This window comes from Flectobacillus roseus (assembly GCF_030056595.1).
In the GTDB taxonomy this organism is placed as follows: domain Bacteria; phylum Bacteroidota; class Bacteroidia; order Cytophagales; family Spirosomataceae; genus Flectobacillus; species Flectobacillus roseus.
Map to the genome: position 1 here is coordinate 56112 of NZ_JASHIF010000023.1, position 16142 is coordinate 72253.

Below are 16142 nucleotides of genomic sequence, written 5' to 3' on the forward strand. Positions count from 1 at the left end.
GATGACTCATGTTTAATTACAACAACTCTTCCAATTTGCTTACTAAATTTTTTAAATCGTTCAGCTTTTCTTTGTCCTTAGCATTAACAATTTTCTTGACAAGTGCGATGATTTCGTTAGAGCAATTGACGAGGGTGTGGTCAATTGGAACTGCTTCTGTTTTTTCTACTAGACCACTCGTTTGTAACACCGTTACCAATTCATCAGCACTTTCAATGGGTTTAGGTAATTCTTTTACTTTTGCTACTTTTTGTAAAAGCCCTTTTTCAATATTTTGATTTCCTGCAAGTACTTCATTGCGTAAAGTAGTCGATAATTTCCCTAACCCTTCTGCAAACTCAGCATCACGGCGGATTGTAGCGGGGCTGACCTTATATTCTTCAGACAATTTAGAGGCCGTAGAAATTTTTACTCGCTTACTTTCAAAATAATCATCAACGTTAATGAGTCCTTCGTCAGTAATGCGGTCATATTTGCCTCGCTCTGTTTTTTCATTGTTATAACGTAAGCCTCTGAAATAGGATGCCTGCTGAGGCGTAAGATTACGACGTCCCAATTGTAAGTCAATCATATAGTCTTTTACTTCTTTCAAAGTGTTAAAAGACAGAAGTTGAATATTAAAATTCAATTGATTGGTCTGGCAAATACGATAGCGGTTATGTCCATCTATCAGTATATAGGCAGGGGTTGAATCTTCTGTGATACTTAATCCAGCTACACTACGGGTGGTTTCCCAAACCAATAGTGCATCTTTGCACCCGTATTTTAGAATGTTCTGTTCTAATTGTTGAGACTCTTCCTCACTCAAGGGTGGTATAAAATCGCGAAGTTCTTCAAGGATTTGTATGTTTTGCTTAATGGCCTCTAGGGATATGAGATTACTTCCCAAGGCTTGCTTGGTTTTGGAGGCTATGACATCTTTAAAATTTGCTTTCATCTAATCTCTATTTTACCACTTGTAAATACTGTATAAACTCTTCCGAAAACTCACGATACAATTTGGCTGCTTCCGAATTTTCTGCAAATTTGGATATTGTACTTTGTTCTATTTGTGCTTTTTGAAAATCAACAAGGTGTTTTATCTCGGTGCGAAATACCCTGAACTGTGACATACTTTCTCTAACGTGTTCTTTTACGCCGTCGTGTACAGAGTTTTTCTTTACCATCGTAAAAACAATTCCGTCAATTTCGATGGCAGGATTCCAGCTTGTACGGACTTCCGAGATTCTATCTAAAAGGGTATTCAACCCTTTCACAGCAGATATCTCTGGTTGAAGTGTAATCAAACAACTTTTAGAAGCAATCAAGGCTGAAGAAGTAAGCGCATTGAGTGAGGGGGGGCAGTCAATCAGAATGTAATCGTATTGCTCCATCAATGGGACTAATTTGTTTTTAAGCCTCGATACACCTCCCAACGAAATGATTAATTCTATTTCGGCTTTCGCTAAATCTATATCCGATGGGCTCAGATCTAAATTTGGGGCTATATTCATGACTGGCAATTCATCTGCCTTCAGCAAGGCATCTACTACTTGCTTTTCTGGGGTATCTATTCCTAGAATTTGAGACAAATTACCCTGAGGATCCATATCAATCAATAATACATTAAAGCCTTTTCTGGCTAATGCCTCACCCAAAGATCCAGTCGTAGTAGTTTTACCAACTCCCCCTTTGTGATTGATGATTGAAATCACACGAGCGTTTTGATAAAGATTCGGCGAGTATCCGTATTTGGTTAGTACGGGTAATAAAGCCGCTAAATGTCTTTCATTGAGATTTCGCTCTCCTGTGATTGCTTTGGTTAGAGTTCCTTTCGCTAATGCTGATTCTTTTTCTACAGTAGAAACTGAAAGTGCGGGATTATGTCTTAAGAATTTTAGGACTAATTCTTGGCTTATCATAGGTAAAATCGTTTGTATTATATTTCATACAAATATACCAAAAAGGTATCAGTTTTGATACAACTTTCGTATATTTTATCTATTCCAAATAAGTATTTTTTGAAATGGATAAAAACTACTTTTATGGTGTGTGGGATAATTATATGACTGAAAACAAAAACTACTTTTATGGTGTCATTTGTAAAACCTATTGAATTTATAAAAACTACTTTTATGGTGTGTGATAGGATTCAGCCGGAAGTTGTAAAAACTACTTTTATGGTGTAACTATATTTTCAATTGAGTTCTCAAAAAACTACTTTTATGGTGTTCTGCGTACTTTTTATTACTTTTCAAAAACTACTTTTATGGTGTTTCATGGATTTTAATCACTTTCATAAAAACTACTTTTATGGTGTCTACCCAGTTTTAATTACTTTGACCAAAAACTACTTTTATGGTGTTGCCACTTCCAATTCTTTCTCTTACGATTTTTATCCGTGACTAACTTTAGGAGATTTTCAAAGCTGAATTTTTAAAGAAAAATTTAATGAAAAATCAACAATTCCCTTTGTTGTCTTTTAAATCTTTTATTCTTTTAAATCTTTTAGGGCTTCATAACTATTTGATTTACATTTTGTTAAGTAGGTTTAAAACTACTTTTATGGTGCTTAAAACTACTTTTATGGTGTATTAAAACTACTTTTATGGTGCTTAAAACTACTTTTATGGTGTATTAAAACTACTTTTATGGTGCTTAAAACTACCTGCTTAAATTAAAAGTAGTTTTTGTGATGCTTTTTTTTCAATTCCTCTTATTTTTGTACAATAAAGGAACGAAACCGAAGTCTGTGACAATTTTTTGATTAAGGGTCTTAATAAAAAATTAAGTATTTCATTCTAAGCTGATTAGTATAAATACTCGGTTTCCCTAATGTCATGGAAGATATGAAGACAGAGAAAAGAGAACAAGCTTTGGACAGCGTGACCAAAGACCCTTATCGGATTGTCAAAGGCAATCCATTGATTGAAGCTCGTTTTGAGTTGACCCCAACTCAAATGAAGCTTTTTATTTATATGCTGTCGTTGTTGGACATCAGCAAAGAAAGCTTTGTACCATTAACCATCACGGTAAAAGATTTTCAAAAATTTACGGGCGTAGAAGGAGGAAGTTTGTATTCGCACCTACAACAAGAGGTGAAGAAGATGATCGACAAGAAAGTATACTACAAAGACGACCGTATAGAACTAGATTCTCACCTCATAAGTGGCTATGTATATTTCAAAAAAGAAGGATATTTTGTTTTAGAGTTTCCCAATCTTTTGAAACCGTTTTTATTACAGCTCAAAGAAAACTTTACCGTTTTGGATATTCGTAATATTTTGCGGCTAGATAGCTCTTATGCCATGCGTTTTTATGAGATATGCAAAGAAAAAGAACGCATCGGAACTTTTGAATTTGAAGTAGATAAGCTCAAACGAATGTTTAATATTGAGCACAAGTACAAAAACTACTTTGATTTTAAGATGAAAGTAGTCGTACAAGCACAAAATGAATTGATGAAAAATTCGGAGTTGTATTTCGAGTTTACCGAAATCAAGCAAGGAAAAAAGGTCGTCAAATTAAGATTTGTGGTCAAGAAGAATAAATTGGAAGAAGTTGAAGACCCATTGGTAGAGCAAATATCTGCTAGTTTTAAAGAAGCAAACAAAGATCCTTTGCCCTTGATAACGCAGTCAATCGAAATTCAAGCCAATGAGACGCTGAACCTTATTTATGATCAAGTAAAGGACTTTGGTATTACGCAACACACTATCAAAGATTGGCTTGATGAAATATCTATTGAACAAATCCAACTAGCAATCAACTACCTAAAAAAAGAACTTATTAGTGGGCGTAATATCAAAAATATAGGAGGTTATTTGACCACCATGGTAAAAAGCCCTGACTTGATGCAAGCACAGCAACAAGAGGTAAAAAAGAAAGAAGAAGCCAAAAGAGTTCAAGCAACAAAAAAAGCGGAAGTTCAAAGTAAAAAAGAACAACAGCAACGGAAAGACCAGTTATTAGAAGAATATACCAATGCCAAGCGAAAAGAAGCCAATATGATATTGAGCCAAAATCCCCAATTGTATAGGAATATTCTTGACAGAATGAGTTCAAATTTGCTGGGGTCAATGCAGTATGATAGTTATCTCCAGTTTTGTGGTGGGCAAATATCGATTGATACATTTCTAAGCTATTTCAACTTAGGCACAGGTTTTTATGGAATTGTGATGAATATCTTGGAATCCGAATTTCCAGTATTTGGCTATATCAAAGACGAATATAGTCCTAAGGCAAAAGAGATAGGTTTACGATTGACATACTAACAAAGGTGAATTATCACAAATCCTAGCTCTAGGATTATGCTCCAACTTTTCATCAAAAAGCGGTCGGAAATTGTTTTTCCGACCGCTTTTTGATACTACATACTTTTAGTTGCCAAGTATTATGACCCTAACTTTAGAATATAGATTCCTAAAACAATCACTCATTTACTCAATTTCAACTCACTAAATTATTTGAGTAAATAAGGTTTTATCGTTTTCGTTTTGATAACATGTTCTAATGAATTTTTGGTGATAATGCCCACATGTTTCCAGACCACCTCGCCTTGTTGAAACAAAAATAGAGTTGGCATACTTTTTACACCAAAATAGTCGCTGATATATTTTTCACGATCCACATCTACTTTTTGTATCAATATCCCATCACCCATCTGTTTACTCAAATCAGTTAAGATTGGAGCAAGTCCTTTGCAAGGCTGACACCATTGAGCGTGAAATACCAATAAAAAGGGTGTTTTGGCATTCATATGAGCTTCGAGTGAAGCAGGAAGCTCTGCTGATTTTTTTTTCATAATTGGTTGCCTATTTTCAAGGTAAAATTAAACCATTTATCATTCATGAAAATAGTTTTCACTTCAAAAGAGTAGTTTTCTGAAAGAAAAAATAAACACTTTCACAAAAAAATAAATTATTTTTAGGTATTAATATACTGTAAATCAGATAGTTGGAACTGTACTGTCGTTTGATACAGGACGGTAAAGGAAAGTTGACTCATTTACAACTATTAAGTTTGTGCTATCTAAGAAAAAAACAATTCGATATAGAATAAATGATAGAGGTGTTTTGTGTAATATTCCAATAACAAAATGTTAAATCCATCATTAATTACCCTTTAAACAGAAATAAAACAATCTATTCAAAAGCGGTGTAAATTCGCTTGAATACCAAATACCAAAAAACAATGACAACGATTTCAACAGTGGATGTAACTAAATTTAAGCATGTAAGCTATTTATGGGATGATGCCAAAGCAGCAGCATTGGCAGGCGATGAAGTAGCTCTTTTCATTTACCGTTCAAACATGTTGGGTGCCGACCTTCGTTTGACTAACTATGGTGGTGGTAACACTTCTGTAAAGCTCAAAGATGTTGATCCATTAACAGGTCAGGAAACGGACATAATGTGGATTAAAGGTTCGGGTGGAGACATCGGTACTTTGAAAAAAAGCGGTTGTGCTGCGTTATACGTAGATAGACTCCGTTCGTTGGAAAATGTATATCGTGGAATCGAATTTGAAGATGAAATGGTAGCATTGTTCAACCATTGTATTTTTGATTTGGATTCTAAAGCTCCATCAATTGATACGCCTCTTCATGGATTCCTTCCATTTGCTCACATTGACCACCTTCACCCAGATGCAGCTATCGCTATTGCTGCAGCGAAAGACGGTCAGAAAATCACGGAAGAATTGTTTAACGGCGAAATTGGCTGGGTAGGCTGGCAACGTCCAGGTTTCGACTTAGGCTTGCAATTACGTGCTTGTTTGGAAGAAGCTGCTGCCAAAGGAATCAAACTTCGTGGTATCATGTTGGGTTCTCACGGTTTGTTTACTTGGGGCGACACAGCTTACGAAAGTTATATCAACACGTTGGAAGTAATTGAAAAATGTGCTGAATATTTAGAGTCTAACTACGGTAAAACTCGCCCAGTATTTGGAGGCGCTAAAATTGAAAGTTTGCCAGAGGCAGATCGTAAATTACAAGCTGCAAAAGTTGCTCCAATTTTGCGTGGTTTCTGCTCTTCAGAACGTCAAATGATTGGTCACTTTACAGATGATGCACGTGTATTGGAATTCATTAATTCTAATGATTTAGAGAAATTAGCTCCACTTGGTACTTCTTGTCCTGACCACTTCTTGCGTACAAAAATCTCTCCATTGGTATTAGAATTAGCACCAAGTGAAGATTTGTCAGATGTAGCAGGTATCAAAGCTCAATTGACTCCTGCATTTGAGGCATATCGTGCTATGTACACAGAGTATTACAACACTTGTAAGCATGATAACTCGCCAGCTATGCGCGACCCGAACCCAGTAGTAATCCTTTACCCTGGTGTAGGTATGTTTACTTTTGCAAAAGATAAAACTACAGCTCGTTTGGCATCAGAATATTACATCAACGCTGTGAATGTAATGAAAGGTGCTGAAGCTGTTTCTGAATATACTTCATTGCCACGTCAGGAGGCTTTTGATATTGAATACTGGTTGTTGGAAGAAGCAAAATTGCAAAGAATGCCAAAACCAAAAGCATTGTCAGGTCGTGTTGCATTAGTGACGGGCTCTGCTGGTGGTATTGGTAAAGCTATTGCTAAGAAATTTGCTGAAGAAGGAGCTTGTGTTATTATCAACGACATCAACGAAGAGCGCTTAGAAGGTGCAAAAGCTGAATTTGTTCAGATCTTCGGAAAAGATGCGGTAGCTTCTACATTGTTGAACGTGACGGACGCTGCAAGCACTGAGCAAGCTTTAGATAATGCTTGTTTGGCATTTGGTGGTGTCGACATCGTGATCAACAACGCAGGTATCAGTATTTCTAAATCTATTGCTGAACATAGCTTGGAAGAATGGGATAGATTATATGATATTTTGGTGAAAGGTCAATTTATCGTTTCTAAAGCAGGTATCGAAGTAATGCGTAAGCAAGGCTTTGGTGGTGACATCGTAAATATTGTTTCTAAAAATGCAGTAGTTGCAGGTCCAAACAACCCTGGTTATGGTTCGGCTAAAGCAGCACAGGCGCATTTGACAAGACTAATGGCGGCAGAATTAGGTGCTGACAAAATTCGTGTAAATACTGTAAACCCTGATGCGGTTATCTCTGACTCAAATATTTGGGCAGGAGGTTGGGCTGAAGGCCGTGCAAAAGCGTATGGTATTACAGTAGCAGAATTACCAGCTTATTATGCAAAACGTACTTTATTGAACGAAATCATTTTGCCAGTTGACATTGCTAATGCTTGTTTTGCGTTTGTTGGTGGTTTGTTGAGTAAATCAACAGGAAATGCCTTGAACGTTGATGGTGGTGTTTCAATGGGCTTCTATAGATAGGTTTATTTAGCGAATGAGTAGATGGGTGATTTGTGAACAAATTCATTCATTTGCTCATTTGCTCAATCATGCAATAAATTATGAAACGAGTTGCCTTCAAAATGCAATTGCATCAAGGTCAGGTCGAGGAATATAAGCGTCGTCATGACGAAATTTGGCCTGAATTAGTAGCATTGCTCAAAAGTATAGGAATAGAAGATTATTCGATTTTCCTTGATCCAGACACATTCGCCTTGTTTGGTATATTAAAAATTGAAAATCCTGCATTAATGGATGAACTTCCTAAACATCCAGTTATGCAAAAGTGGTGGAAATATATGGGCGATATCATGGATGCCAATCCAGATAACTCCCCAGTAAGTGTACCACTCGTTGATGTATTTCATTTACCTTAGGACAAACTATCCGAATTTTAACAGAAACATCTCATGTTAGTCGAATCATACAAAATTGCCTCACACAACGACTCTTTGTTGAAAGGCCACGAAAATAAATTGGCGTTTACTCGCTCAGAAATCGCTGGAACTGAAGAAATCATTCAAAAACTTGTTGACTTCCAAATTGCTATTCCTTCTTGGGCTTTAGGCACTGGCGGTACTCGTTTCGGACGATTTGCAGGTGGTGGTGAGCCACGTACTTTGGAAGAAAAAATCGAAGACGTCGGTCTTTTACACACTTTAAACAAAGCTTCTGGGGCTATTTCGTTGCATATTCCATGGGATATTCCTACTGATCCTAAAGCGATTCGTGCTTTGGCAGCTCAGCATGGTTTGAAGTTTGACGCAGTAAATTCAAATACATTTCAAGATCAAGCTGATCAAGAACATACTTACAAGTTTGGTTCTTTACAAAATGTAAACAAGGCGATTCGTAAGCAGGCTATCGACCACAATATCGAGGTAATTAAGCATGGTATCGAGTTGGGTTCTGATTCATTGACAGTTTGGTTGTCAGATGGTTCTTGCTTCCCGGGTCAATTAAACTTTAGAAAAGCTTATCAAAATACTTTGGAAAGTTTGCAAGAAATCTATGCAGCTTTACCAGATGATTGGAAAATCTTTGTTGAATACAAAGCTTTTGAACCGAATTTCTACTCTATGACGGTAGGAGACTGGGGACAATCATTGTCGTATGCTCGCAAATTGGGAGATAAAGCCTATACATTGGTTGACTTGGGACACCATTTGCCAAATGCTAACATCGAACAAATTGTTTCATTGTTGTTGATGGAAGAAAAATTGGGTGGTTTCCACTTTAACGATTCTAAATACGGCGATGATGATTTGACGGCTGGTTCAGTAAAACCTTATCAATTGTTCTTGATTTTCAATGAATTAGTGGAAGGTATGGATGCTCGTGGTATGAATCACGCTAAAGATTTGGGCTGGATGATTGATGCATCTCACAATGTAAAAGATCCTTTAGAAGATTTGTTACAATCTGTTGAGGCTATCATGATTGCTTATGCTCAAGCTCTTTCTGTAGATAGAAAAGCTTTAGAAGATGCTCAAGAAAACAACGATGTTGTTCGTGCTCAAGAAATTCTTCAAAATGCATTCCGTACAGATGTTCGTGCTATCGTTGCTGAGGCTCGCTTGCGTGCTGGTGCTGCTTTGAATCCTGTAGCACTATACCGTGAGTTGAAAGTAAGAGAAAACCTTATTGCTGAACGCGGTTTGAAAACTGTATCGACTGGTTTGTAAGATTTTGGGTAGAAAATCTTTTTCTACCTTTCCTATATACTTTAGAATTTATATTCCCGAGCAACAAATTACTCGGGAATATTCTTCCCTTCATTTACTGACATATCTGTGAGGCCTTAGGCTGTTTTAAAATTCATTACCGAAATATGAATCCAATACCAGTTTGCGCAATTTTTGATATTGGCAAAACCAATAAAAAACTGTTTTTATTTGACGAACAATACCAAATTGTTTGGGAAAAAAGTATGCAATTTCCTGAAACTGTCGACGAGGATGGGGATGCTTGTGAGGATGTTAACTTGTTGCAATCATGGGTATTGGAATCATGGAATGAAGTACTTTCGTTAGATAACTTTGTAGTAAATGCGCTTAATTTTTCAACTTATGGGGCAAGTTTTGTCTATGTAAATGAAGAGGGAAATGTGCTGACTCCACTTTATAATTATCTAAAGGCCTATTCTACTGATTTGCAAAAACAGTTTTATGATACATATGGCGGTGAGGAAGAATTTGCAGTCAGAACTGCCTCCCCAGTATTAGGTTCTCTTAATTCTGGTATGCAGATTTATCGTTTGAAATACGAAAAACCTGAAATATTTGAGCAAGTAAAATATTGTCTTCACTTGCCTCAGTTTTTACATAGCCTCTTTACAAAAAAATATTACTCCGATATTACCAGTATTGGTTGCCATACCAATCTCTGGGATTTCAGAGTGCAGAAGTATCATGAATGGACTTCTCGCGAAAAAATTGAAACAAAACTACCAACACTTTTCTATTCAGACGAAGTGGTAAAATTAGCGATTGGGGATAAGGCTGTTTCTGTTGGAGTGGGCTTGCACGATAGTTCTTCAGCTTTGATTCCTTATTTGATCAATTTTCAAGAACCTTTTATTTTGCTTTCAACAGGAACATGGAGTATTTCCTTGAATCCATTCAATGATATTCCGCTTACTTTTGAAGAGTTGCAATATGACTGTTTGTGTTATATGCACTATCAAGGCAAGCCCGTAAAAGCTTCTCGTTTATTTTCGGGATATGAACATGAGATTCAGACAAAGCGTATTGCACAGCATTTTGGAGCCGAAAATGATTTCTTCAAGACAGTTGCTTATGATGCACAGATTATCGACCGTTTAAAAAATGCGCAAAGTCCATCTGCTTCTGAAGAGGATAATAAATATGAACTTTTAAAAAGTTCTTTATTTGAACATCGTGAATTAGCAGATTATTCATCCGTTGAGGAAGCTTACCATCAATTGATGTTGGATATTATGACCCAACAATTAATTTCTACAGAATTAGTTTTGCATAACTACCCTGTGAAGCGAGTTTTTGTGGATGGTGGTTTTAGCAAAAATCCTATTTTTATGAACCTTTTGGCTGCTGCTTTTCCTGAACTTGAGGTGTTTGCTGCATCTATGGCACAAGCCAGCTCTTTGGGAGCAGCGTTGGCTATTCATAAACATTGGAACTCAAAAGCATTACCCGGAGATTTGATTGATTTAAAGTATTATGCTTGTCAGCCTACCCTTTTACCCAAAAATTAAGTCAGGTCTTTATAATTCAAAATAAAGAAAACTAGTAGAAGGAAAGAGTAGTTTTTAAGTAAAATACCTTATTTGAGTAGTGGTTAAAAATATTTGACTGATTTGGGTAAACATAAAAAAGTACAATTTGTTATTTTCGAAAACGTTGCGCTTTTAAAAGGTCACCTTTATAAAATTTGAAATACATTTAAAGTGGTACCAATAAGTATCACATTTGAAATATCCAAGATTATGCGTGTTGGCTTATTCATTCCTTGTTATGTTGACCAATTTTATCCTCAGATAGGCGTGGCAACGTTGGAGTTGCTTGAAAAATTGGGCTGTGAGGTTCATTTTCCTTTAAATCAAACTTGCTGTGGTCAGCCGATGGCCAATTCTGGTTTTGAACATTTAACGGGAGGGTGTAATTCTCTATTCATCGATAATTTTGAAGGCTTTGATTATATCGTTTGCCCTTCTGGAAGTTGTACTTTGCATATTAAAGAACACTTACATGAGGAGAAAAGAGAAGAAAAAGCTTCAGTTATTCGTAAACGAGTTTATGAGTTGGTGGAGTTTTTAACAGATATTTTAAAAGTGGAAAATCTTGAAGCCAATTTTCCACACAGAGTTGGCCTGCATCAAAGCTGTCATGGTCAGCGTGGATTGAAACTAGCACAAATGTCTGAGTTGAATGCCCCATTTTTCTCAAAACCAGAGCAATTATTGAATCAAGTCAAGCAGTTGGATTTGGTTTCTTTATCTCGAAAAGACGAATGTTGTGGTTTTGGTGGAACTTTCTGTGTGACCGAAGAAGCCATTTCAGTACGCATGGGACAAGATCGTGTCAAAGACCATGAAGACAAGAATGTTGAATTTATAACAGGAGGAGATATGTCTTGTTTGATGCACTTGGAAGGTATTCTACGTCGTCAACAAAGTCCTGTAAAAGTGATACACATTGCAGAAATATTAAATAGCCAAATCAAATAGATTTTGCTCCCAATTTAAGTAATCAGATATGGAATCTAAAGTTCTTGAACATAGCAAAGCCTCGGAGGTATTTAATAAAGACAAAGAGCGTGTAGGTTGGCATGACGAAACACTTTGGTTTGTAAGAAGTAAGCGAGATAAAGCCGCTCATAATATCCCTGATTGGGAATTGTTGCGCTCTACGGCTTCTAGTATCAAGCATAATGTGTTGTCAAATATGCACGACTATTTAGTCGAGTTTGAGAAAAATGCTTTGGCTAATGGTGTCCACATCCATTGGGCAGCCGATGCTGAGGAGCATAATAAAATTGTTCATGGTATTATTGCTAAGCATGGCGTTACTCGTATGGTAAAGAGTAAGTCGATGCTTACCGAAGAATGCCATTTAAACGATTATTTAGCCAAAAATGGTGTTGAGGTAATTGATACTGACTTGGGAGAACGTATCGTTCAGTTGCGTGATGAGCCACCAAGTCATATAGTTTTGCCTGCGATTCACTTGAAAAAAGAGGATGTTGGTGAAACTTTTCATATTCATTTAGGTACCGAAAAAGGAAATAAGGATCCGCAATATCTTACTGAAGCTGCACGTCATCATTTGCGTGAAACTTTCTTGACTCGTAAAATAGCACTGACAGGTGTTAATTTTGCCGTAGCTCAAACTGGAGAGTTTGTGGTTTGTACCAACGAAGGAAATGCAGATATGGGAGCCCACTTGGCTGATGTTCATATTGCATGTATGGGTTTTGAAAAATTAATACCTCGCCGTGAACACCTCGGTGTATTTTTGAGGTTATTGGCGAGAAGTGCTACTGGTCAGCCTATTACAACTTATTCAAGTCATTTCAAGAAGCCTCGTGAAGGACAAGAAATGCACATTGTGATTGTCGATAATGGTCGCTCGACGCAGTTGGGTCGTGAGGATTTTCGTAACTCGTTGAAGTGTATTCGTTGTGGTGCTTGTATGAATACGTGTCCTGTTTATCGTCGTAGTGGTGGACATAGTTATCACAATGCCGTTGCGGGTCCGATTGGCTCTATTTTAGCGCCGAATTTGGATATGCGCAAAAATGCAGACTTGCCATTTGCCTCGACTTTATGTGGTTCATGCTCGAATGTATGTCCTGTTAAGATAGATATTCATGACCAGCTGTATAAATGGCGTCAGGTAATAGTGAAAGAGGGATATGCTGCCACGTCTAAAAAATTAGGAATGGGCGCAATGACCTTTACATTATCAAATCCTGCTATTTATCAAACAGGCGGGAAAGTTGGGAGATGGTTTATGCGAAATATCCCTTTTGTGGTAAATAATGGATTAAATCCTTGGTTTAAAAATAGAGAGATGCCAGAGCCTCCAAAAGAATCCTTTAGAGAATGGTATCTGAACAATAAAAAATCTTAGTCAATCCGAAAGGAGTGCCAAAAGGCAATGCAAAATTTGGAGTTTATCCATGACATAGTGAGGTGTAAAAGTCGGATTGGGTGAGAGATTTTCCACCCGCCTTCTTTTCTTACCTTTTTACTTAATTTAATTAAGTATCTAGTCAGGTAAGCGTGGTTTGTGAGGGATAATTACTTGTTTATCAAATATATTAAGACGGTAATTTAGATTCACAATTCATAATTCACAATTCTGCATTAACACTTATCTGACCCAAGCAGGTCGTCCAACTATCATGAGTAGCAGAGATAGAATTTTAGCAAAAATAGCTCAAAATCAACCAGAATTTAGTGCATTACCTGATTTGAAAGGATTGGGTAACGTCTATGAAAGCCCTGCCCAACAGTTTAAAACAATTTTGGAAGGTATTGGTGGTAAAGTAATCGAGTTTTCGGATTGGTCAGAAATAAAGGCTTTCGTCCACGAACATTTCGATTCGAATGCCAGAATTACCTCAACTCTTCCCGAATTGGCGGATATTGCCGAGCTTGATTGGGTCGATAATGACCCGCATACTTTAGAGAATGTTGATTTCACTATTATACGAGGTCATTTGGGTGTTGCTGAAAACAGCGCTATATGGATTACCGAATCTCTTTTGAAGCAACGTGTTTCGGCATTTATTCCACAATATTTAGCAATTGTTTTAGAAGCAAATTCTTTAGTATCGTCAATGCATGAAGCTTATGCTCAAATCGGAATGGAGGAGTATGGTTTTGCGACTTTCTTAGCTGGGCCTTCCAAAACTGCCGATATTGAACAATCATTGGTATTGGGTGCGCATGGGGCTCGTGGTTTAACGGTGTTTTTAAAAGTGTAATTTGTACGAATAAATCTAACTTGTAGACTCGCTATTTTACAAGTATTTTAGAAAAGAAGCTATCCAAAATTGGGTAGCTTCTTTTCTTTTTTATCTAAAATAACGCTCAATTTCTGAGAGAATTTATACTTTACAAAGTATTTGTTTGATTATATTTATTGTATCTTTATGATTCAATAAATGTCTTATTTTACTATGAAAAAAATCTGGTACTCTATCTGCTTGGCTGTTGCATCTCATCTGGGTTTAGAAGCTCAAAATTTTTCTCCTAAAACTCCTTATTATGGTGTAGCGTATTATGATGAATATATGCCATATGATAGGCTTCAGCAGGATGTGGATATGATGAAAAAGGCTGGTATTAACGTAGTTCGAATTGCTGAGTCTACTTGGAGTACTTTAGAGCCACAAGAAAATACCTTTGACTTTTCGCATATAGATCGAGTTTTGGATGCCATGCACAAAGCTGGAATCGCTGTGATTATTGGAACCCCAACGTATGCCGTGCCCACATGGCTGGTTCGTAAGCATCCCGATGTTTTGGCCGTGACTTCTCGTGGACAAAATCAATATGGAGCTCGACAAAATATGGATATTTCGAATGTGCACTATCGTGAAGCCAGCGAAAGAGTTATTCGTAAGTTGATGGAACACGTTAGCAAACATCCAGCTATCATCGGATACCAAGTAGATAATGAGACCAAGGCCTACGGTACCGCAGGACCCAATGTGCAAAAGGCTTTTGTAGAATATTGTAAACAAAAATTCGGAACACTTGATAAGCTCAATAAGGCTTTTGGCTTTGATTATTGGAGTAATAGGATTAATGCTTGGGAAGATTTTCCCTCGACAGTTGGGACTATCAATGCAAGTTTCGCTGCTGAATTTGCCAAGTTTCAACGGAAATTGGTGGTTGATTTCTTGAAATGGCAGGCTGATATTGTACGAGAATATAAACGTCCTGAACAATTTATTACACAAAATTTTGACCTTGATTGGCGTGGATATTCGTATGGTATTCAACCTGATGTTGATCATTTTGCAACAGCCAAAACCTTGGATATTGCTGGGATAGATATATACCATCCGAGTCAAGACCAATTGACTGGTATTGAAATTGCCTTGGGCGGTGATATTACTCGCTCAATGAAAAATGGGAAAAATTATTTTGTATTAGAGACTGAAGCTCAGGGTTTTCCTCAATGGACACCTTATCCTAATCAATTGCGACTGCAAGCATTCAGTCATTTAGCTTCTGGTGCTAATATGGTCGAATATTGGCATTGGCATTCTATTCATAATTCAGCCGAAACTTATTGGAAAGGCTTGCTTAGCCACGATTTTCAGCCTAATCCTACGTATAATGAAGCTATTACAATAGGTCAAGATTTTCAGATGGTTGGACAAAAATTGATTAATCTAAAAAAGAATAATCAGGTGGCAATTCTATTCAGTAATGAAGCTTTGACTGCTTTTAATGCTTTTAGTTTTGGTTGGGGAGCTCGTGAGACTTACAACGATATTTTGCGACCTTATTATGATGCTTTATATAAAATGAATGTCGAGCTCGATTTCATTGACCCTTCTACTGAAGATATTTCGCAATACAAAGTAATTGTTGTTCCAGCACTGTACGCCGCTCCAACTAATTTGTTGAAAAAACTCAATGATTTTGTCAAGAATGGAGGACATATTGTATATACTTTGAAAAGTGGTTTTTCTGACGAAAATGTCAAAGTAAGGACCGAGATACAACCAGCTATTATTTCTGAGGCCTGTGGAGTTCAATATTCACAGTTTTCAATTCCAAATGGTGTTAGTTTGAAAGATACAGAGGGAAAATGGACATCAGATAAGACGAAAGTAACCCAATGGATGGAATTACTGACTCCAACAACAGCCAAAGTGTTGGCTTATTACGAGCACCCACAATGGGGAAAATATGCCGCTATTACCCAAAACCAATTCGGTAAGGGCACGGCTACATACATAGGTTGTTTGACGAGTGAGTTTGTCTACAAGCAAGTTTTACAAAATGTGTTGGATAAGGCCCAATTGTCGAAGGAAAAATCAGGTTTGGAATTTCCACTAATTCATCGTTCGGGTACCAATCAACTTGGGAAGAAACTACATTACTATTTTAACTATTCAGGTACTTCTCAAAATTTTACCTACAAAGAAAATACAGGTAATGATTTGTTAGCGAACAAAACGGTAACAACTAATCAAGTAATATCGCTTGAGCCGTGGGGATTTGTGATAATAGAGGAGAAATAGTAGATTCTTTTTCAGCTAATGGATTGTCTTTCAAAAGGGTTTTGTACCTATTTTGAAAG

The 16142-nt window shown here is 37.0% G+C and carries 12 protein-coding genes; 9 read left to right on the forward strand and 3 right to left on the reverse strand.

The genetic code is table 11. The annotated features are described in order from the left end of the window. Nucleotides 1–16 precede the first annotated feature (16 nt). Together QM524_RS21740 and QM524_RS21745 are read right to left on the reverse strand one after the other, a co-directional pair. Nucleotides 17–937 (reverse strand): ParB N-terminal domain-containing protein, encoded by a 921-nt coding sequence (locus QM524_RS21740; protein WP_283346207.1) that lies wholly within the window; start codon nucleotides 935–937, stop codon nucleotides 17–19. Between the two features lie 7 nt (nucleotides 938–944). Further along, entirely contained in the window at nucleotides 945–1901 is a 957-nt protein-coding gene (locus QM524_RS21745) for a ParA family protein (RefSeq protein WP_095168120.1), read from the reverse strand. Nucleotides 1902–2828: 927 nt separating this feature from the next. Here QM524_RS21745 and QM524_RS21750 point away from each other — a divergent pair. After that, on the forward strand, nucleotides 2829–4253 hold the full coding sequence (locus tag QM524_RS21750; RefSeq protein WP_176464539.1) for a replication initiation protein: 1425 nt from the start codon (nucleotides 2829–2831) through the stop codon (nucleotides 4251–4253). Between the two features lie 188 nt (nucleotides 4254–4441). Here the strand turns inward: QM524_RS21750 and QM524_RS21755 are convergent, their stop codons facing one another. Further along, nucleotides 4442–4783: a thioredoxin family protein gene (locus QM524_RS21755; protein WP_095168128.1), complete on the reverse strand. Its 342-nt coding sequence runs from the start codon at nucleotides 4781–4783 to the stop codon at nucleotides 4442–4444. Between the two features lie 389 nt (nucleotides 4784–5172). Here QM524_RS21755 and QM524_RS21760 point away from each other — a divergent pair, with 389 nt between their 5' ends. The 8 genes from QM524_RS21760 (at nucleotide 5173) to QM524_RS21795 (ending at nucleotide 16083) form a co-directional block, all read left to right on the forward strand. Further along, nucleotides 5173–7317, forward strand: a complete 2145-nt coding sequence (locus QM524_RS21760) for a bifunctional aldolase/short-chain dehydrogenase (protein ID WP_283346208.1) — start codon at nucleotides 5173–5175, stop codon at nucleotides 7315–7317. A gap of 80 nt (nucleotides 7318–7397) precedes the next feature. Next, nucleotides 7398–7712: an L-rhamnose mutarotase gene (gene rhaM, locus QM524_RS21765; RefSeq protein WP_283346209.1), complete on the forward strand. Its 315-nt coding sequence runs from the start codon at nucleotides 7398–7400 to the stop codon at nucleotides 7710–7712. A 33-nt stretch (nucleotides 7713–7745) separates the two neighbouring features. After that, nucleotides 7746–9020, forward strand: coding sequence for a TIM barrel protein (locus QM524_RS21770; RefSeq protein ID WP_283346210.1), 1275 nt, complete (start codon nucleotides 7746–7748; stop codon nucleotides 9018–9020). Nucleotides 9021–9166: 146 nt separating this feature from the next. Then, the gene (locus tag QM524_RS21775; protein ID WP_283346211.1) at nucleotides 9167–10570 is read left to right on the forward strand and encodes an FGGY-family carbohydrate kinase; all 1404 of its coding nucleotides are present in this window, start codon (nucleotides 9167–9169) and stop codon (nucleotides 10568–10570) included. 231 nt (nucleotides 10571–10801) lie between these two features. Further along, nucleotides 10802–11542 carry a (Fe-S)-binding protein gene (locus tag QM524_RS21780; RefSeq protein ID WP_283346212.1) on the forward strand — a complete coding sequence of 247 codons (741 nt, stop codon included), beginning with the start codon at nucleotides 10802–10804 and terminating at the stop codon, nucleotides 11540–11542. Nucleotides 11543–11570: 28 nt separating this feature from the next. Beyond that, entirely contained in the window at nucleotides 11571–12947 is a 1377-nt protein-coding gene (locus QM524_RS21785; RefSeq protein WP_283346213.1) for a lactate utilization protein B, read from the forward strand. A 274-nt stretch (nucleotides 12948–13221) separates the two neighbouring features. Beyond that, nucleotides 13222–13806: a LutC/YkgG family protein gene (locus tag QM524_RS21790; RefSeq protein ID WP_283346214.1), complete on the forward strand. Its 585-nt coding sequence runs from the start codon at nucleotides 13222–13224 to the stop codon at nucleotides 13804–13806. A gap of 195 nt (nucleotides 13807–14001) precedes the next feature. Further along, nucleotides 14002–16083: a beta-galactosidase gene (locus QM524_RS21795; protein ID WP_283346215.1), complete on the forward strand. Its 2082-nt coding sequence runs from the start codon at nucleotides 14002–14004 to the stop codon at nucleotides 16081–16083. Nucleotides 16084–16142 lie beyond the last annotated feature (59 nt).